Consider the following 17,076-nt stretch of genomic DNA (forward strand, 5'->3'; position numbering starts at 1 on the left):
AGGTTGTGGGATCCTGCGGGCTGCTACGGACTGCTGCGGGCTACTGCGGGCCGGACTCCCCGGCCGCCTCCGCGGCCCGCCGGGCCCGCTCGACCCGCCAGCGGCCGAGCATGCCGTGCAGCTCGTCGATCATGAACTCGAAGAACTCGGCACTCTCCGCGAGCCGTTCGCCCGCCGCGGTGCCGGCGCCGACGATCGACTCCCCCTCCTTGAGGACCCGGATCCAGCGCATCATCATCTCGTCCCGCCGGGTCAGCGACTCGAACCAGACGTCACCCCGCACCCGGTAGCGGTCGCGCCGCGAGCCGGGCTCGCGCTCCTTGGAGACCAGGCCGACCTGGGTGAGGTAGCGCATCGCGCCGGAGACGGCGGCCGGGCTGATCTGCAGGCGCTCGGAGAGCTCGGCGGAGGAGAGCACGCCGCTCTCCTCGGCCATCAGGCAGGAGAAGATCCGCGACGGCATCCGGGCCATGCCCGCGACCACCAGCTCCGCCGCGAACCGCTCGACGAAGTCCGCCTTCTCCTGCTCCACCAACGCGCACCGTCCCGAGTCCCGTTCTCGATCTCTCCCGAGCGAACTTTAACGCCTTCCCAATATTCATGTTTTTCTGAAACTACGGTACCTTCAGCAGCATGACGAAGGCAATCACGCTTTCCGGCCTCCGCAAGAACTTCGGCCGGACCACCGCGCTGGACGGCCTCGACCTCGACGTCGAGACCGGCGAGGTGCACGGCTTCCTCGGACCCAACGGCGCCGGGAAGTCCACCACCATCCGGGTCCTGCTCGGCCTGCTGCGCGCGGACGGCGGCACCGCCCGCATGCTCGGCAAGGACCCCTGGCACGACGCCGTCGAGCTGCACCGCCGCCTCGCCTACGTCCCCGGCGACGTCGAGCTGTGGCCGGGCCTCACCGGCGGCGAGACGATCGACCTGCTCTCCCGGCTGCGCGGCCGCCTCGACCGCCGCCGACGCGACGAGCTCGTCGAGCGCTTCGACCTCGACCCCACCAAGAAGGGCCGCAGTTACTCCAAGGGCAACCGGCAGAAGGTCGCCATCGTCGCCGCACTCGCCTCCGACGCCGAGCTGCTGCTGCTCGACGAGCCCACCTCCGGGCTCGACCCGCTCATGGAGGTGGTCTTCCAGGACGTCGTCCGCGAGGCCAAGGAGCAGGGCCGGACCGTCCTGCTGTCCAGCCACATCCTGGACGAGGTCGAGAAGCTGGGCGACCGGGTCAGCATCATCCGGCGCGGCCGGGTGGTCCAGAGCGGCACCCTCGGCGAGCTGCGCCACCTCACCCGCACCACCGTCGAGGCCGAGACCCGGCAGCCCGTCGCCGGCCTCGACGCACTGCCCGGCGTGCACGACGTCCGCACCGACGGCGCCCGGGTGCACTTCGCCGTGGACGGCGCCGAACTCGACGCCGCCGTCCGGAAGTTGAGCGAGGCCGGGCTGCGCAGCCTGGTCAGCCACCCGCCCACGCTGGAGGAGCTCATGCTGCGCCACTACGGCGACGAGCTCGCCGACGAGCAGCGCCGCACCGGGGCCGCGCGATGACCGCGACCACCACCGCCCCCGGCACCCGCCGCGACGCCACCGCCGGGCGCGACCCCGGCACCCGCTCCCGGTTCGCCGGCACCGGCGCGCTGCTCCGCTTCGACCTGCGCCGCGACCGCGTCCGGCTGCCCGTCTGGGTCCTCGGCCTCGGCCTGCTCACCCTGGGCACCGCCAACAGCCTGCACACCGTCTACCGGACCGCCGCCGACCGCGCCTCGATCGGCCACGCCTCCGCGAACCCGGCCGTGCTCGCCATGACCGGCCCCCGGCACTACCTGGCCGACTACACGTGGGGCGCCATGCTCGGCCACCGGATGCTCGGGCTGACCGTCGTCCTCGCCGGCCTCATGAACGTCCTGATCGTCACCCGGCACACCCGGGCCGAGGAGGAGACCGGCCGTGCCGAGCTGGTCCGCTCCGCCGCCGTCGGCCGGCACGCCCACCTGGCCGCCGCGCTCGGCACCGCCGCCACCGCCGACCTCGCCCTCGGCCTGCTGCCGGCCGCCGGCCTGCCCGGCCTCGGCATCCCCGGCCTCACCACCGGCGGCGCCCTGCTCTACGGCACGGCGCTCGCCACCGCCGGGCTGCTGTTCGCCGCGGTCGCCGCCGTCGCCGTCCAGACCACCGCGCACACCCGGACGGCCTCCGGCCTCGCGCTCGCCGCGCTCGGCGCCGCCTACGCGGTGCGCGCGGCCGGCGACGCCGCCGACAGCGGCCTCGTCTGGGTCTCCCCGATCGGCTGGCTCCAGCACACCTACCCGTTCGTCGACGACCGCTGGTGGCCGCTGCTGCCCGCGCTCGCCCTCACCGCCGCCACCGCCGCGGCCGGGTTCGGGCTGAGCACCTGCCGGGACGTCGGCGCGGGTCTGCGCGCCACCCGCCCCGGGCCGCCCACCGGCAGCCCCGCCCTCGGCACCCCGCTCGGCCTCGCGCTGCGCCTGCACCGCGGCCTGATCGGCGGCTTCGCGACCGCCCTCCTGCTGCTGGGCGCGATGTACGGCTCGCTGCTCGGCGACGCCGACTCGATGCTCAAGGACGTCGACCAGATCCGGGAGGCCCTCGCCCGGCTCGGCGGGCACACCCTGTCCGACTCGTTCGCCGCGCTCACCATGCTCGTGGTGGCCGTCGTCGGCGCCGTGTACGCGGTCCTCGCGATGCTGCGCCCGCGCGCCGAGGAGACGGCCGGGCGGGTCGAGCCGGTGCTCGCGACCGCCGTGTCCCGGGCCGGCTGGCTGGGCGGGCACGTGGCGGCCGCGCTGATCGGCTCGACGGCCGTGATGCTCGCGGCGGGCGTCGGGTTCGGGATCGCGGGGGCCGCCTCCACGGGTGACGGGGGCGAGTTCCTCCGGCTGACCGGCGCCGCCCTGGCGTTCGCGCCCGCCCAGTGGGTGACGGTCGGCTTCGCCGCGGCCGTGTACGGCTGGCTGCCCCGGGCCACCGCGCTGGCCTGGCTGCTGCCGGCGTACGGGTTCGTGATCGGCTACCTCGGGCCGCTGCTGAAGTTCCCCGAGGGCCTGGACCGGCTCTCGCCCTTCGGCCACGTGCCGCGGCTGCCGGCGGCGGGCATGGACTGGACGCCGCTCGCCGTGCTCACCCTCGTCGCGGCCGGACTGGTCGCCTTCGGGCTGGCCGGGTTCCGCCGGCGCGATCTGGACGCGGGCTGACCACTCCGGGGCCGGCCCCGCTTCCTCGGGCCGGCCCCGACCTCTGCTCGTGGCACATGAGTTGCCGAGATCCGTGCATGGCCTCCACCGAGCGTCAAGCCTCCCGGCGAGCAGGTCACGTGCCAGCTGCGTGCGATCAGGGCCCCGCGGGGCGGCGTGTGGCCGGACGTCTGGCGTAGCCGGTGGGCGGGGACGAGACGGACGGGGCGCGGCCGCTCAGGGTCGGTGTCCGGTCCGGCCCCGCGCTCAGGAGTCGCCGTCCAGCAGGTGCTGGTGCACCTCCTGGAACGTCCACGGGCCGCCGGCGGTCCGGGAGAACACCCAGACGAGGTCGAAGCGGTCCGGCCACACCGACGGCGCACCGCTGCCGGTCGCGCCGAGCGCCTCGACGATCCGCGGGATGCGCCCGTGCTCCCAGCTGATGAGCACCGGCTGGTCGCCCGTCAGGACGGCCCCGGCGAGCTCGGTCTCCTGCGACTCGGCGTACGTCGTGTCGACCTTCAGCCCGAGCGCGGCGCCCAGCGGGGTGACCGTCTGCCGCATCCGGTGCGCCCCGGCGAGCGGGCCCTGGTCGGAGGCGGCGTGGATCCGGGCCGGCTTGCGGAGCCCGGCGGCGGGCGGGTCGAACAGCTTCGGCAGCGCCTTGGCCCGGGCCCAGCCGCGCTCGGTCAGTGACTTGTCGTCGTGCTTGCCGTTCTCGTCCAGGCCCGGAGTGCTGCCATCCGGCTTCTCGCCGTGCCGGATGATCATGATGAACGCGTCGCCTCCCGGGTCGCTCGCGCGGGCGGCGCTCGCGTTCGCGGCCTTGGCCGACTTCTTCGAGCCCTTCGAGTGCGAGGAGCAGCCGGTGAGCAGCACGGGGACGGCGGCGGTCAGGCCGGCGAGCAGGGCGCGGCGGGAGAGCGGGGCGGTCACGCGGCACCCCGCTCCAGACGGACCAGCAGGTCGACGGCCGTGTCGCCGTCTCCCCCGCCGCCCTTGTGTCCGTGGTCGGCACCGACCGGGCGCAGGACGCGCTCCGCGCGAACGGTCGTCAGGCCGTGGTCGGCGACGTCGGCGAGGACGTCCTCCGGGGTGTACAGGACGCGCGGGTCCTGCGGGCCTCCGACGCCCTCGGTGAGGTTGCGCAGGTCGTGCCCGATCACCAGCAGGGTGCCGCCGGGGGCGAGCGCGTCGGCCGCACGGCGCAGCGCGGCGCGGCGGTCACGGGCGGGCACCTGGAGGTAGGCGACCAGGACGAGGTCGTAGCCGGCGGCCGGCGGGTCGAAGGTGCGCGCGTCGTCGTGCCGCCAGGTGAGCCGGTCGGCGACCTCGTCGGGCAGGTCGGCGGTGAGCCGCTCGGCGCGCTCGATGGCGACGGCGGAGAAGTCCAGCCCGGTGACCTCCCAGCCCCGGGCGGCCAGCCAGATGGCGTTGCGGCCCTCGCCGGCGGCGACGTCGAGGGCGTGGCCGGGGGTGCGGCCGGTCAGTTCGCGGACGACCCACAGGTTGGGACCGGCACCCCACACCAGTTCCTTCGCGGCGTAGCGGTCGTCCCAGTCCTGACTGTCCATGGCGAGTCCTCCGTTCGGCGGGCCTGCGAGGTACCGGTCAACTTACCGGTCCGCGCAACCGGCGAGCTGGAAGGGCCCGGTGGCCCGGCACCCCTGACCGGAGCGCCTTGGCATGCTCCGCAAGGGGACGGTCGTCGAAGACGGCTCGGGGCCGCACGGATCGCTCACCGATCCGCACGGCCCCTCGGGCGCGTGCGTCTAGTCGCCGCCGAGGTTGAGTTGGGGAAACAGGTCGGTGAACGGCTGCGTGGTGACGGAGACGCTCCGGCCGAACGGTTCGTCGAAGTCCCAGATCATGAACAGCAGGAAGGCGATCAGCACGCTGAAGCAGCCCGCCAGGACCAACTCCCTTGGGGTGCGCCGGATCTGGAGCGCGAACAGCATGCCGAAGGTGACCAGCGCGCCGGCGATCAGGCCGAACCAGACCACCCCGGGCATGGTCGGCCCGGCGTTCTGCCCGCGCGCGTTGCGGGCTTCGTCGGCCGCGCTGATCCGGTCCATGACGGGCTGGTAGGACTGCGCCTCCAGCTCGTTCGCGGGCTGCCGGGTGGCGACGTCCGCACGCACCTGGTCCAGCAGTTCGGTCCCCTTGTCGGAGATCGCGCCGTGGTCGCGCATGTACTTCCACTCGGTCTGGACGACGTACGTCACGTAGGCGTCCACGTCGGCCCGGATCTTGTCACGGACCTCGGCCGGGTAGACCACCACCCGGTCGCTCACCTCCTGGAGCGACTGGGCCTCGCGGAGCACGTCGTCCTGGGCGGCGCCGCGCGCCTCCCAGACACCCGCGATCGCGAGGCCGAGGACGATCGCGTAGACCACGCCGATCATCATCGTGATGTAGTCGATGACGTCCGGGGTCTCGTGGGGCTTCACGATGCCCACCCGGCGGTGCCGCAACAGCACCACCGCCACGACGACAGCGCACGCCGCCGCCATGGCGATGGCCAACGCCACCCACTCGTCCATGGGGACTCCCTTCTCTGGCTCTGCTCGGTGACGGGGAATGTCGGGGTCGGGCCCGGACACGACCGGTCCGGGCCCGCAGGGTGTTCGGGAGTGGCGATCAGGAGCCGTTCGACCGGCCTCGGCCGCTGCCGCGGCCCGGGCGCAGCGCCGCCGCCACGAGCACCGCGGGCACGGTGACGATCAGCAGCGTCGTGGTGGGCTTGGCACTGCGGTGGTGCACCGGGACGGCGGCCAGGGGCTTGCCGGCCGGTACGTGGAACCGGAGCGGCGGCTCCGGGGCCGGCAGCGCGGGGCTCGGGGCGACCGGGCTGGGCGCGGGCGGGCTGGGGAGCGCCGGGGCGGGGCTGGGGGAGGCCGTCCGGGGAACGGGTGTCGCTCGCGGGGGCGCCTGCGGCGCAGTCGGGTGCGGCGAGGCCGGGGCGGGGGGCTGCGCGGCCGGCGCCGGTACGGGCGCGGGTGGCGGCGGGGGTGCCGGTGACCGGGGCGGCGGGGTGGGCACCGGGGTCGGGGTCGGGGACGGGGGCTGCGGCGTCGGGGTGGGGGTCGGCGTCAAGGTGGGTGACGGCGTGTGTGTCGGGGTCGGCGTCGGACTCGGGCACGGGCACGGGCACGGGTGGCGTCCCCAGTGGCCCCCGTGGTGCCCGTGGTGCCCGTGCTCACCGCGCTCGCCGTTCGGATCGACGGTGACCTCGACCTGGACGCCCACGTCGACCCCGACGCTCACGTCCTTCCCTCCCGGCCCGGCGTCCACCGAGACGTCCGTGTCGGTGCACACGCAGATGTCGACGACCGGTCCGTGCCGGTGCCCCCCGCCGTGCGGCTCCGCGCCGGCCGCCGAAGCGCCACTCAGCAGCGCACACATGGCGACCACGCCGACCGCGGCGCCGGCCAGCCGCACCTGTCGCCCGCGGACGGCGCCCCCTCCGTCGTCCACCGGTATCCGTCGGGGCTGCGGCATGGGATCCACACACCTCTCGGTCTCGTCGCATCGGGAACCAGTCGGGAAGAGGCGCCGGACTCGCTCGCCGAAGCACCCCCCGCCAGGCGGACGGCCCGCCTCCGGGGGCGGGCCGTCCGTCATCAGGTCAAACGATCTTCGAGCGGGCCGGTTACGGCTTCGGCTCGGTTCGGGAGCAAAAATCGACCGCCGCTGGCGGGCGGAGGCTCGGATTCCGGCCGCACGCTCAGTGGCGGCCGTGCGCGATCTCGACGTTCTCCAGGACGCCGACCGCGTCCGGCACCAGGATCGCGCACGAGTAGTAGGCGCTGACCAGGTAGGAGATGATCGCCTTCTCGTCGATGCCCATGAAGCGGACCGACAGCGACGGCTGGTACTCGTCCGGGAGGCCGGTCTGGTGCAGGCCGATGACGCCCTGGTTGTCCTCGCCGGTACGGATCACGAGGATCGAGCTCGTGTTCTCCTTGGTGATCGGGATCTTGCTGCACGGCAGGATCGGCACCCCGCGCCAGGCCGGCACCTGCTGCCCGCCGAGGTCGACGTGGTGCGGGTAGATCCCGCGGGAGTTGAGCTCGCGGCCGATCGCCGCGATGGCGCGCGGGTGGGCGAGCAGGTAGTCGGGGTCGCGGCGGCGGTTGAGCAGCTCGTCCAGGTCGTCCGGGGTGGGCGGGCCGGAGTGGGTCTGGATCCGCTGGTCGAAGTCGGCGTTGTTGAGCAGGCCGAACTCCGGGTTGTTGATCATCTCGAACTCCTGGCGCTCGCGCAGGGCCTCGATGGTCAGCCGCAGCTGGTGCTCGATCTGGTTCATCGGCTGGTTGTACAGGTCCGCGACGCGGGTGTGGACCTTGAGGATGGTCTGGGCGACGCTCAGCTCGTACTCGCGCGGCTTCAGCTCGTAGTCCACGAAGGCGCCGGGCAGTTCGAACTCGCCGTGGTGGCCGGCCGACATGGCGATCTCGGCCTCGCCGCGCTCGTTCTGCGCCTGCAGCGGCAGGGCCAGGAACTCCTGCAGGTGCTCTTGGAGGCTCGGCGCGTTGTCGCGGATCTGCTCGAAGTCGCGGCGGCTCAGGGTGAGGACGACACCGGAGGTGGCGCTCTTGACGGTGTACTCCCAGACGGCGTCCGGGTTCAGGATGGCGTCGTCGCCGAAGCGGTCGCCGTCGCCGAGCACGCCGACCACGGTCTCGTCGCCGTACTTGCCGGTGCCGATCTGGTTGATCTTGCCGTGCGCGATCAGGTGGATCCGGTCGGCCGCCTCGCCCTGGGTGACGAGCACCTCGCCGGGGCCGAAGTTCCGCTGCACGCAGCGGTCGGCGAGGGCGGTCAGCACGTCGTCGTCCTCGTAGCCGCGCAGCAGGGCGAGTTCGCCGAGCTCGCGGGGGATCACGCGGACCTCGGAGCCGGTCTTGATGAACTCGACCACGCCGTTGCCGACGGTGTAGGTGAGACGACGGTTCACCCGGTAGGCACCACCGTGGGCCTCGACCCAGGGAAGCACCCGGAGCAGCCAGCGGGAGGTGATCTCCTGCATCTGCGGTGCGGACTTGGTGGTGGTCGCGAGGTTGCGGGCAGCGGCAGTGGCGAGGGACTGCTGCTGTGCCTGCTGTGTCTCCGGGCTGATGTCCACGGGCATCGGCAGGGGTCTCCTTCATCTGGTCGTATCACACGGTCGGGTCGAGCCGAACCGCCCTGGGCGAAGGGCCATGACGGATCATCAGATGCGTGTATTGGTGGGGGCGTTCGCGAAGTGTGCGCGGCTGGGGGCGCCTCCTCCCGGCGGCCCATCCGGAACCCTAGATCACCGGCGCCCGGCCGGACCCGAATGGCGGCCGACTGCCCCCCGATAGGGTGAATCTGATCCGGATCCCCCCGGTCCGTGCCGAAGACCTGGCAAACCTCCGTCCGCCGCGCGGTTCCGCTTGCGGCAAGGGCGTGTTCAGGCGCGTGTTCCGGGCGTCCGCGGGCCCGGTCCGACCGCTCGGGGAGGCGGATCGCGGGACGACGGGAGGCGTGCGGCATCAACACGACGCACCGCCAGGCCGGTTGCGGCGTGGCGGTGCGTCGGTTCGTGCGCGGGCCGGTGGTCAGGCCACCTCGATGCCGTGGCGGACGCGGTCGAAGCACCCGGCGGCCAGGTCCTCGTCGGTGATCCAGAAGGAGACGTTGACGGTCTCGCCCCAGTGCGCGCCGACCGCCGAGGCCTCGACCTGGAGCAGCGGGCGGTGCCCCTCGTGCCGCCCGGTGTCGGTGTCGCACCAGCCGAGCACCCGGACGTCGGGGCTGGGCAGGTGGTCACGGAAGTCGGAGGCGAGGTCGAGCGCGACCATGAAGTCGTCGGGGAACAGGTCCTCCAACTCGCGGTCCTGGTACGACGGCGCGGACAGCGCCCACCTCGCCCGCACCGGGACGACGGCGAGCGGGGCGAAGCCGCTCCGGGCGGCCGGCTCGGACCGCGGCGGCGCCCCGGCGGGGACGTGCAGGACCCGGCAGCCGCGGCCGGCGTAGTCGGTGAACAGGTCGTCGTGGAAGAACAGCAGCAGCCCGTCGGCCGGCAGCGGCCACCGGCCGCCGGGCCCGGTGGTGCGGTGGGCCTCGGTCAGCCCTGCGCAGTCGAGTTGGGCGACGAGCTGCATCGGGTGCTCGCCGTGGACGGGCCACTCGACGTCCGCGGGCAGCGCGGCCGGCCCGCCGAGCCGGCCGACGGCAGGGCCCCCGGCGGACTCGTCGCCGCGGTCCGGGGTCGGGGCGAGGTCCGTGGACAGACCCTCCGGGGACAGGGCGAGATCCGGGGACAGGGCGAGGGAGGACCGGAGCAGCCGGTCCACGAGCGGGGCGGTCCGCTCTCCGGCCCGCTCCCGGATGGCGGCGTACACGCCGTACGGCATCGGCACGAGCAGGTCGTCGACGGGTTCGGTGCGCAGCGGTTCAGCCATGGTCCCCAGCCTGCCACCCGCCACCGACAGCACCGGGGCACGGGCCGGTGGGGTCACGAACGGCCCGTCAGGTGCCGGTACGGGGGGCGGCCGGCACCTGACGGGAGATCGGGGGATTCCGGGGGACGGGCGAGGGGTCAGGGGGGTCTACGGGAGCCGGGTCAGGCGCAGGACACCTGTGTGCCGGGAATGTTGACGATGCCGGAGTTGCTGGCCAGGCCGGTGTTGTACTCGTAGTAGAGGTAGGTGTACAGGTCGATCCGGGTACCCGCGCCGCAGGCGGAGTCCGGGGCGACGGTGTAGGTGATGGTGAAGCTGCTGGAGGTGCCGGGCGCGAGCGGCACGTTGTAGCGGGCGATGCCGCCGTGCACGTTCTCGCTGCACCCGTTGGTCTGGGTGCCGCAAGCGGTCGCGGTGAACGTGAGGCCCTTCTCCAGGGTGGTCGGGTAGGTCGGCTGGACGCTCTGGTAGACGAACTGGATCGGTGTGTCGTACGGGTTGGAAAGCGTCAGCGTCAGCGTGAACGCGCCGCCCGGGGTGGTCGTCGCCCGGTCCACGACGGCCGTGAGCGGCAGTGGCGCGGCGGCCTGGGCGGGGGCCGCGGAGAGGAGCAGACCGGCGGCCACGGCCGGGATCGCGGCAAGAGCGGAACGCCTCGGATGTGTTCTGCGCATGACCATGGAGCGTAGGGGCCGGTACCGGTTCCGTTGCACGCCTCCGCCCCGGCTCGTACCGGGTGACGACGCACGGGCGGACGCGGCGGGCCATTGCGCACGCGTTCCGTCCCGCGCCGCCGCCCGGCGCCGTACCCTGCCCGCCACGCGGCCGGCGCACGACTCAGGCCAGGGGCGGCAGGATGTCGCACAGGGCGGCGAGCGCCGCCGGGTAGGCGTGGTCGGGCGGGGTCGCGTAGCCGACCACGAGGCCGTCGGCCGTCGGCATGTCGGCCGCCGCGAGCCCCGGGTGCCGGTAGTCGGCGAGCCCGTCCACGGCCAGGCCCTGGTAGGCGGCGGCCTTGAGCACCGAGCGCTCGGTGCCGGGCGCGAGCCGCAGCACCGCGTGCAGACCGGCCGCGATGCCGGACACCGCGATGTGCGGGGCACTCTCGGCGAGGGCGGCCACCAGCCGGTCGCGGCGCTCCCGGTAGCGGCGGCGCATCCGGCGGACGTGCCGGTCGTAACCGCCGGAGTCGATGAACTCGGCGAGGGTCAGCTGGTCCAACGCGCTGGCCCAGCCCTCGCGTTCACCCTTGGCCGCGAGCACCCGGTCGACCAGGTGGTCGGGCAGCACCATCCAACCGAGGCGCAGCGCGGGCGACAGGCTCTTGCTCGCCGTGCCGAGGTAGACCACGCGCTCCGGGTCGAGCCCCTGGACGGCGCCGACGGGCTGGCGGTCGTAGCGGAACTCACCGTCGTAGTCGTCCTCCAGGACGAGCCCGCCGCGCCCGCGCGCCCAGTCGACGACGGCGGCGCGCCGGGCGGGGTGCAGCGGTCCGCCGGTGGGGAACTGGTGGGCGGGGGTGAGGAGGACCGTGCGGACGTCCTGGCGGCCGTGGCGCTGCGTCAACTCTCCGACCTGGGCGCCGTGCTCGTCCAGCGGGAGCGGCACGGTGGCGACGCCCGCCCCCGCGAGCAGCGCACGGTGGAAGGACAGCCCGTAGCCCTCGACGGCCAGCGGCCCGTTCTCCCCGGCGGGCAGGACGGCACCCGCGCCGTCGAACAGCAGCCGCACCGCGTGCGCGAAGCCGGAGCAGACGACGATCCGGTCGGGGTCGGTGCGCACGCCGCGGGCGCGGGCCAGGTAGTCGGCGAGGACGGTACGCAGTTCCCGCCGCCCCTGCGGATCGCCGGGCCCGAACGCCTCGTTGGGCGCGGCGGTGAGGGCGCGGCGGCCGGCGGCGAGCCAGGCGGAGCGCGGGAAGGAGGCGGCGTCCGGCTGCCCCTGGCGCAGGTCGTGGACGGGCCCGGGGCGGACGGAGGGGCGGCGGGCCCGGGTGGTCGGCACGGGCTCGGCCCGCTCGGCGACGGTGGTGCCGGAGCCCTGGCGGGCGGTGAGCCAGCCCTCGGCGACGAGTTCGGCGTAGGCCTCGGCGGCGGTGTTGCGGGCGAGGCCGAGGTCGGCGGCGAGCGAGCGGTAGGGCGGCAGCCGGGTGCCGGGGGCCAGCCGTCCGCTGCGGATGGCCTCGCGCAGGGCCGTCATCAGGGCCGCTCTGCGGCCGCCGGTGGCGGGCAGGTCGAGGTGGAGGTCATTGCCGGTCTGGTGGGCGGGGTCGGTCGGGCGGGCGGGATCGGGCTGGCGGGGGTGCGTGACCGGCGTGTCCGTCATGGTCATGCAGCCTATCTCCGCCGCGCCGCCCGCCCTCCGGTCGGCCCCGGCCCCGCTGCGCGGCGGTGGGCCCGGTCAGCGGACGCCGTACTGCTGCGGCGAGGGCCGGAACATCCGGTCGAACGCCTGGTACAGCTGCGGCCCCTTGGCGCCGGCCACGCTGAACCGGACGACGTCGCCGTCCGCCTTGCGCACGGCGGCCCGCAGGCCGCCCTGCGGGTCGGTCTGCTCGTACTGGATCCCGGCGATCTGCTCGACCGCGAGGGAATACGCTTTCGGCCTGCCGCTGCCGAAGAAGTCGGTGATCTGCTCGCTCAGCCACGCCAGGGCGGCGAACAGCATGGCGAGCCCGAGGCACCCGAAGAAGAGGACGGCGTTCGGCCCCTCCAGCTTCGTGAGGTGGGCCTTGTGGATGACGAAGCCGAAGCCGAACAGCGACACCAGCATCAGGACCAGGCAGATGCCGGTCCCGGCCAGGAAGATCCCGTGCCAGTCCCGCCCCGACTCTTCCGGCTCGGCCTTGAATCGTCTGTCCTCGAAGCTCAGCGTGACGCTGCCACCAGGCTCGGCCTGGACCCCCGTGATCTCGATCATGGGGGTGGAGCCTAGCGCCCGGGCGGGGACGGCCCCGCGCCCGGGTCGGCCACGGGGCCCGACACGGGGTCCGCTACGGGACGACGGTCACCGGCCAGCGCCCCGCCTTCACCAGTCGGACGGCCACCGAGCCGATCACCCGGTGCCCGGCCTGTTCGGAGGCGCCGACGACGACGGCGTCGGCCCGCAGCTCGTCCGCGAGCTTGGCCAGCCCCGTATAGGGGTCGCCGCGCATGGTCAGGAAGCGCCACTCGACCCGCCACACGTCCTTCATCCGCTGCTCGGCGTCGCGCAGGGCCGCCAAGAGGTCGTCGGCGATCTCCCGGGTGGTCTCCTCGACCGCCGCCCCCGCCAGCGCGGTGGCCGCGCCGAGCACGGGCTGCACGTAGGCCACCGCCAGGGTCGCGCCCTGCCGCCGGGCCAGGCCTGCCGCGTAGGCGGTGGCCCGCCACGAGGAGTCCGAGCCGTCCAGCCCGGCCAGGATCACCTTCGGCCCGTCCGTCCCCAGTTCGAACCCGGCGGGTGCGACCGCCGCCTCGTGCTCCTCGGCGCCGCCGGGGGCCTGTGCATCGCTGTCATTGCTCATGTGCCCGCCCCTCCCTCAGCCCCCGGCCGGGAGTGTCCCCACCCCTTGGCAGGGACATTCGCCCACACGCACCTCTTGATGGTTCTCCCCCGGCCTCCGGCCAGGGGGACCCCCATGCTTCGCTCGCTCATGGCCAGAGGCTATGCCCGCCGCCCGGAGTGAGGACACGGGGCGCTCCGGGTGAGGCCTGTGGTGCGGGCCACCCCGAGCGGCAGCCCCGTCGCGTTCCCTACTTCCCGGTCGGGCCCGTCGGGTAGTCCCAGTCCGTGCCGTCCCCCGCCGTCAGCAGGTGCTCGGCGATCGCCAGCGGCAGCGCGACCAGCGGGACGCCCGAGTCCAGCGGGATCCGTATCCGGTGCGTGCCGCTCGGCGCGCACACCTGCACCACCACCGCCGTCGCCCCGCCGACCAGCCGCACGGCGTCGAGCCGCGCCGCCGCCTCCGGACGGCCGACGTCGGCGGGGTAGGTGGTGAGCGTGAAGACGAGGTCCCCGAGGTCGTCCAGCAGATCCGCGTAGACCGCCAGCGGGGGTGCCGGGGCCGACACCGGCAAACGCGGTGCCACCCCGCGGTCCGGCTCCGCCCACCCTGCGACCTCCCCGCCGAGCGCCGCGAACAGCTCGTCCCGCGAGGCGCTCACGTCGAGCCGCACCTCTCCCCCGGACGTCCCGACGACCGCGACACCCGCCCCCGGGAACACGATGCGCTCCAACCGCCGCGCACCACCGGCATTCGCCCGCTGCAACGCGGCCGCCTCCCGCAGGAAGTACCCCCGCGCCAGGCTCTGCCGTCCGCCCCCCATGGCACGCCCCCCTCATCGGCCTTGACGGATGCTCACCAAGGCGCACGGTACCTCCGCGGGCGCGTCGGCCGTTAGCCGATTTCCGTCCAACTTCCCGCCACTGGAGGTGCGGTGAGGAGCGGGGAAGCCCAGCGGGGGCCTGGCGGGACGCCGCCCGACGAAGGATGCGGCCCACGCGCACCCGGGAGGGCGGGCAGGACGCCGACGAGGGGGCGGGGGCGCCCGCTAGCATCCGGCGGATGAGCCCTGAACAGATCCTCGAACAGCGCGACGGCTACGACATCGACACCGACCCCGCCCGGATCGACCTCGACCGGGTGCACCACTGGCTCTCCACCGACGCGTTCTGGGCCCTCGGGCGCAGCCGGGAAGTGGTCGAGCAGTCCGTCCGGGCGTCGCTGCCCTTCGGGGTGTACGCGGCGGAGGGCGGCGAGCAGGTGGCGTTCGCCCGGGTGGTCACGGACCTCGCCACGTTCGCCTGGCTGTGCGACGTGTACGTGGACCGCGCCCACCGGGGCCGCGGGCTGGGCACGCGGCTGGCCGCGGCCGTGGTCGAGCACCTGCGGCCGTACGCGCTCAAGCGCATCCTGCTCTCGACGGTGGACGCCCACGAGGTGTACGCCCGGGCCGGTTTCGTGCCGTTCCCGGATCCGGGGAACCTGATGATCGTCGGCGACCGGTAAATCCGCTCGCGGGCGCGGGCCGGGTGTGGCAGCGTTCGACCGTCCGCACCCCGCCACCGCCCGGAGGCGTCCCGATGCCCCTGCCGCCCCGACTCGTCCCGCTGCTGGCCGAGTTCGACTTCGCCCGCACCCGCCTGCACGGCCGGCTCGCCGGTCCCGCCGTCGACAGCGGCAACGGCACGGAGGTGGCCGTCGGGCCGCTGACGGACGACGAGTACCGCTGGGAGCCGGTGCCCGGGTGCTGGTCGGTGCGGCGGCACGCGGACGGGCCGGGCGAGCGCGCCACGCTGCTGGTCGGCGCGGGCGAGTGGGGGCGGGACACCGCCGGGTGGCCGCACCCCGAGCCGCCGCCGTTCACCACCCTGGCCTGGCGGCTGACCCACCTGACCGAGCTGCTGCTGCTGCGCGCCGACCACACGAACGGCACCCGCTCGCTCACCCGCGAGGCCTTCCCGGTGTGCGGCGACGCGCAGTCCGCGCTCGCGGCCTTCGACGCCGCCGCGAACGCCTGGCGGGAGGCGCTGCTGGCCGCCGACGACGCCGCGCTCGACACCGTCGGCCACAGCGCCTACCCGTACGGCGGCGACCCGGAGGAGGCGTTCCTGGACGTCGTCTGGTGGGTCAACCAGGAACTCCTCCACCACGGCGCCGAGATCGCGCTGCTTCGCGACCTCTACCGCTACTCCCCGCGCCGGTAGGCCGCCCGGGGCCTCGTCGCCAACGGCGCCGTCTCCCACGCCTGCAGCACCGACGGCAGGCCGCGAAACACCTGACGCACCGTCAACATCGACACGGCAACGGCGGGCCTCCGCACGGTCGTTCGCGCGGGGGCCCGCCGTCGCGGGGGCGTCCGGCCGGTCAGGCCTTCACGTAGACGCCATCCATGAAATCGATGATCTGCTGGTCCGTCAGGCGCTGGCCCTCGCGCCGGCCCATCGCCAGGTCGGCCTCGCTGATCATGCCGACCAGCCGCTCGCCGTCGATCACCGGGATGCGCCGGATCTGGTGCTGCTCCATCTTCCGCAGCACCGCGTCCATGTCGTCGTCGGCGCGCACGCAGTGCAGGTGGCCGGAGAGCTCCATGGCCGTCATCTTGGCCGGGTCCTTGCCCTCCGCCAGACATCGCACGACGATGTCGCGGTCGGTGATGATGCCCTTCAGCCTCTGGTCGTCGCCGCAGATCGGGAGCGCACCGACGTTCTTGTCGCGCATCATCTTCGCGGCCTCGGTGAGCGTCTGGTGCGCGCCGATGCACTGGGCGCCGGTGTGCATGATCTCTCGGGCAGTGGTCACGGGGACTCCTTCGTGAGTGGTTCCCCCCAGGTGGTTCCCCCCGCTCGCTCCCCCGTCAGCACCGCGAACCCGCGGTGTGACCGCACGATCACCATAGGCAACATCCCGCCCGCCCGCGACCCCGGGCTTTCGCCGAAAGCCGCCGCCCGGGTGAGACAGACCGCACGCCGACCGGTGTGCGGCCCGTTCGGAGGGAAACCCTCATGCGCAAGCGCCCGCCCCACGACCCGGGCAGACTGGCAGCGGGGGCCAGACCGACGGCTTCGGAGGCGGCCCATGCCGCAGATGGTGGTGGACGGGCGCACGCTCGCGCTCTCCCACCTCGACAAGGTCTACTACCCGCGGACCGGCACGCTGAAGGGCGAGGTCCTCGGCTACTACGCGGCCGTCCACACCGCGCTCCTCCCCCACCTGCACGACCGCCCCGTCTCCTTCCTGCGCTGCCCGGACGGCGTCGAGGCCGAGGTGTTCATCGCCAAGAACCCGCCCGCCGGCACCCCGCACTGGGTCCGCACGGTCGAGGTGCCCAGCGACAGCGGCGACCTGCGCCAGGTCGTCCTGGACGACGGCGCCGCGCTGCTCTGGGCGGCCAACCTCGGCTGCCTCGAACTGCACGTCCCGCAGTGGCACACAGCCGCGCCCGGGCTGGCCGACCGGCTGGTCCTCGACCTCGACCCGGGCGAGGGCGCGACCGTCCTCACCTGCCGGACGGTCGCCGGGCTGCTCCGGGAGCGGCTGGCCGCGGACGGGCTCGCCGCCTGGGTCAAGACCTCCGGCTCCAAGGGCCTCCACCTGCTCGTGCCGCTCGAACCCACCCCGAGCACCCGCGTCTGCGCCTACGCGAAGGCGCTGGCCGCCGCCCTGGAGGCGGACCACCCCGAGCTCGTCGTCCACACCATGGCCAAGGCCCGCCGGGCCGGACGGGTCTTCGTCGACTGGTCCCAGAACAACGCCAAGAAGACCACCGCCGCCCCCTACACGCTGCGCGCCCGCCCGCTGCCCACCGTGTCCACCCCGCTCACCTGGGCGGAGCTCGCCGAGGCCGACTCCGAGGACGACCTGGTGTTCACGCTCGGCGACGTCCCCGAGCGGCTCGCCGCCCACGGCGACCTCCTCGCCCCGCTGCTCGACCCCGAGCGTGCCCGCCCCCTCCCGGCCGGCC

17 protein-coding genes and 1 pseudogene are annotated in these 17,076 nt (G+C 74.2%); 5 read left to right on the forward strand and 13 right to left on the reverse strand.

Annotated elements, in window-relative coordinates:
* Positions 1-40: 40 nt before the first annotated feature.
* A complete protein-coding gene (locus tag ACWCXH_RS11655; RefSeq protein ID WP_449801214.1) occupies positions 41-532 on the reverse strand; it encodes a GbsR/MarR family transcriptional regulator in 492 nt (163 codons plus the stop codon).
* 101 nt (positions 533-633) lie between these two features.
* On the opposite strand from ACWCXH_RS11655, the gene ACWCXH_RS11660 reads away from it, so the two are divergent.
* A complete protein-coding gene (locus ACWCXH_RS11660; protein ID WP_449801215.1) occupies positions 634-1,554 on the forward strand; it encodes an ABC transporter ATP-binding protein in 921 nt (306 codons plus the stop codon).
* Positions 1,551-3,218 (forward strand): ABC transporter permease, encoded by a 1,668-nt coding sequence (locus tag ACWCXH_RS11665; RefSeq protein ID WP_449801216.1) that lies wholly within the window; start codon positions 1,551-1,553, stop codon positions 3,216-3,218. The genes ACWCXH_RS11660 and ACWCXH_RS11665 overlap by 4 nt, the downstream gene beginning before the upstream one ends.
* A gap of 246 nt (positions 3,219-3,464) precedes the next feature.
* Here the strand turns inward: ACWCXH_RS11665 and ACWCXH_RS11670 are convergent, their stop codons facing one another.
* The 11 genes from ACWCXH_RS11670 to ACWCXH_RS11720 form a co-directional block, all read right to left on the reverse strand.
* The gene (locus ACWCXH_RS11670; RefSeq protein ID WP_449801217.1) at positions 3,465-4,133 is read right to left on the reverse strand and encodes a histidine phosphatase family protein; all 669 of its coding nucleotides are present in this window, start codon (positions 4,131-4,133) and stop codon (positions 3,465-3,467) included.
* Positions 4,130-4,771 carry a class I SAM-dependent methyltransferase gene (locus tag ACWCXH_RS11675; protein ID WP_449801218.1) on the reverse strand — a complete coding sequence of 214 codons (642 nt, stop codon included), beginning with the start codon at positions 4,769-4,771 and terminating at the stop codon, positions 4,130-4,132. Before ACWCXH_RS11675 ends, ACWCXH_RS11670 begins: the two co-directional genes overlap by 4 nt.
* Positions 4,772-4,969: 198 nt before the next feature.
* On the reverse strand, positions 4,970-5,740 hold the full coding sequence (locus ACWCXH_RS11680; RefSeq protein WP_449801219.1) for a bestrophin-like domain: 771 nt from the start codon (positions 5,738-5,740) through the stop codon (positions 4,970-4,972).
* 97 nt (positions 5,741-5,837) lie between these two features.
* Positions 5,838-6,698 (reverse strand): hypothetical protein, encoded by an 861-nt coding sequence (locus tag ACWCXH_RS11685; protein WP_449801220.1) that lies wholly within the window; start codon positions 6,696-6,698, stop codon positions 5,838-5,840.
* 226 nt (positions 6,699-6,924) lie between these two features.
* The gene (locus tag ACWCXH_RS11690; RefSeq protein WP_449801221.1) at positions 6,925-8,331 is read right to left on the reverse strand and encodes a family 2B encapsulin nanocompartment shell protein; all 1,407 of its coding nucleotides are present in this window, start codon (positions 8,329-8,331) and stop codon (positions 6,925-6,927) included.
* A 451-nt stretch (positions 8,332-8,782) separates the two neighbouring features.
* Positions 8,783-9,631 (reverse strand): DUF1963 domain-containing protein, encoded by an 849-nt coding sequence (locus ACWCXH_RS11695; protein WP_449801222.1) that lies wholly within the window; start codon positions 9,629-9,631, stop codon positions 8,783-8,785.
* Positions 9,632-9,792: 161 nt separating this feature from the next.
* Complete coding sequence (locus tag ACWCXH_RS11700) at positions 9,793-10,305, reverse strand: hypothetical protein (RefSeq protein ID WP_449801223.1); 513 nt, start codon at positions 10,303-10,305, stop codon at positions 9,793-9,795.
* A gap of 163 nt (positions 10,306-10,468) precedes the next feature.
* Positions 10,469-11,956: a MocR-like pyridoxine biosynthesis transcription factor PdxR gene (gene pdxR / locus ACWCXH_RS11705; RefSeq protein ID WP_449801224.1), complete on the reverse strand. Its 1,488-nt coding sequence runs from the start codon at positions 11,954-11,956 to the stop codon at positions 10,469-10,471.
* Positions 11,957-12,031: 75 nt separating this feature from the next.
* Positions 12,032-12,550, reverse strand: coding sequence for a hypothetical protein (locus tag ACWCXH_RS11710; RefSeq protein WP_449801225.1), 519 nt, complete (start codon positions 12,548-12,550; stop codon positions 12,032-12,034).
* Between the two features lie 73 nt (positions 12,551-12,623).
* Positions 12,624-13,136 (reverse strand): universal stress protein, encoded by a 513-nt coding sequence (locus ACWCXH_RS11715; RefSeq protein WP_449801226.1) that lies wholly within the window; start codon positions 13,134-13,136, stop codon positions 12,624-12,626.
* A gap of 229 nt (positions 13,137-13,365) precedes the next feature.
* Positions 13,366-13,938 (reverse strand): hypothetical protein, encoded by a 573-nt coding sequence (locus tag ACWCXH_RS11720; RefSeq protein ID WP_449801227.1) that lies wholly within the window; start codon positions 13,936-13,938, stop codon positions 13,366-13,368.
* Between the two features lie 239 nt (positions 13,939-14,177).
* Here ACWCXH_RS11720 and ACWCXH_RS11725 point away from each other — a divergent pair, with 239 nt between their 5' ends.
* Together ACWCXH_RS11725 and ACWCXH_RS11730 are read left to right on the forward strand one after the other, a co-directional pair.
* Positions 14,178-14,621 (forward strand): GNAT family N-acetyltransferase, encoded by a 444-nt coding sequence (locus ACWCXH_RS11725; RefSeq protein ID WP_449801228.1) that lies wholly within the window; start codon positions 14,178-14,180, stop codon positions 14,619-14,621.
* Positions 14,622-14,695: 74 nt separating this feature from the next.
* The gene (locus ACWCXH_RS11730; protein ID WP_449801229.1) at positions 14,696-15,319 is read left to right on the forward strand and encodes a DinB family protein; all 624 of its coding nucleotides are present in this window, start codon (positions 14,696-14,698) and stop codon (positions 15,317-15,319) included.
* A gap of 160 nt (positions 15,320-15,479) precedes the next feature.
* Here the strand turns inward: ACWCXH_RS11730 and ACWCXH_RS11735 are convergent, their stop codons facing one another.
* Positions 15,480-15,914: a CBS domain-containing protein gene (locus ACWCXH_RS11735; protein WP_449801230.1), complete on the reverse strand. Its 435-nt coding sequence runs from the start codon at positions 15,912-15,914 to the stop codon at positions 15,480-15,482.
* Positions 15,915-16,190: 276 nt separating this feature from the next.
* On the opposite strand from ACWCXH_RS11735, the pseudogene ligD reads away from it, so the two are divergent.
* Positions 16,191-17,069 (forward strand): annotated as a pseudogene (ligD, locus tag ACWCXH_RS11740) (non-homologous end-joining DNA ligase); the annotation flags it as partial.
* Positions 17,070-17,076: the final 7 nt, after the last annotated feature.

The sequence above is a fragment of the Kitasatospora sp. NPDC001660 genome (genome assembly GCF_053596725.1).

Excerpts from the sequence above, each read along its gene's own strand:
- ACWCXH_RS11675 (WP_449801218.1), bottom strand. The coding sequence starts at position 4,771 with ATGGACAGTCAGGACTGGGACGACCGCTACGCCGCGAAGGAACTGGTG.
- ACWCXH_RS11715 (WP_449801226.1), bottom strand. The coding sequence starts at position 13,136 with ATGAGCAATGACAGCGATGCACAGGCCCCCGGCGGCGCCGAGGAGCAC.
- ACWCXH_RS11725 (WP_449801228.1), top strand. The coding sequence starts at position 14,178 with ATGAGCCCTGAACAGATCCTCGAACAGCGCGACGGCTACGACATCGAC.
- ACWCXH_RS11695 (WP_449801222.1), bottom strand. The coding sequence starts at position 9,631 with ATGGCTGAACCGCTGCGCACCGAACCCGTCGACGACCTGCTCGTGCCG.
- ACWCXH_RS11685 (WP_449801220.1), bottom strand. The coding sequence starts at position 6,698 with ATGCCGCAGCCCCGACGGATACCGGTGGACGACGGAGGGGGCGCCGTC.
- ACWCXH_RS11680 (WP_449801219.1), bottom strand. The coding sequence starts at position 5,740 with ATGGACGAGTGGGTGGCGTTGGCCATCGCCATGGCGGCGGCGTGCGCT.
- ACWCXH_RS11700 (WP_449801223.1), bottom strand. The coding sequence starts at position 10,305 with ATGCGCAGAACACATCCGAGGCGTTCCGCTCTTGCCGCGATCCCGGCC.
- ACWCXH_RS11710 (WP_449801225.1), bottom strand. The coding sequence starts at position 12,550 with ATGATCGAGATCACGGGGGTCCAGGCCGAGCCTGGTGGCAGCGTCACG.
- ACWCXH_RS11720 (WP_449801227.1), bottom strand. The coding sequence starts at position 13,938 with ATGGGGGGCGGACGGCAGAGCCTGGCGCGGGGGTACTTCCTGCGGGAG.
- ACWCXH_RS11665 (WP_449801216.1), top strand. The coding sequence starts at position 1,551 with ATGACCGCGACCACCACCGCCCCCGGCACCCGCCGCGACGCCACCGCC.
- pdxR (WP_449801224.1), bottom strand. The coding sequence starts at position 11,956 with ATGACGGACACGCCGGTCACGCACCCCCGCCAGCCCGATCCCGCCCGC.
- ACWCXH_RS11660 (WP_449801215.1), top strand. The coding sequence starts at position 634 with ATGACGAAGGCAATCACGCTTTCCGGCCTCCGCAAGAACTTCGGCCGG.
- ACWCXH_RS11730 (WP_449801229.1), top strand. The coding sequence starts at position 14,696 with ATGCCCCTGCCGCCCCGACTCGTCCCGCTGCTGGCCGAGTTCGACTTC.
- ACWCXH_RS11690 (WP_449801221.1), bottom strand. The coding sequence starts at position 8,331 with ATGCCCGTGGACATCAGCCCGGAGACACAGCAGGCACAGCAGCAGTCC.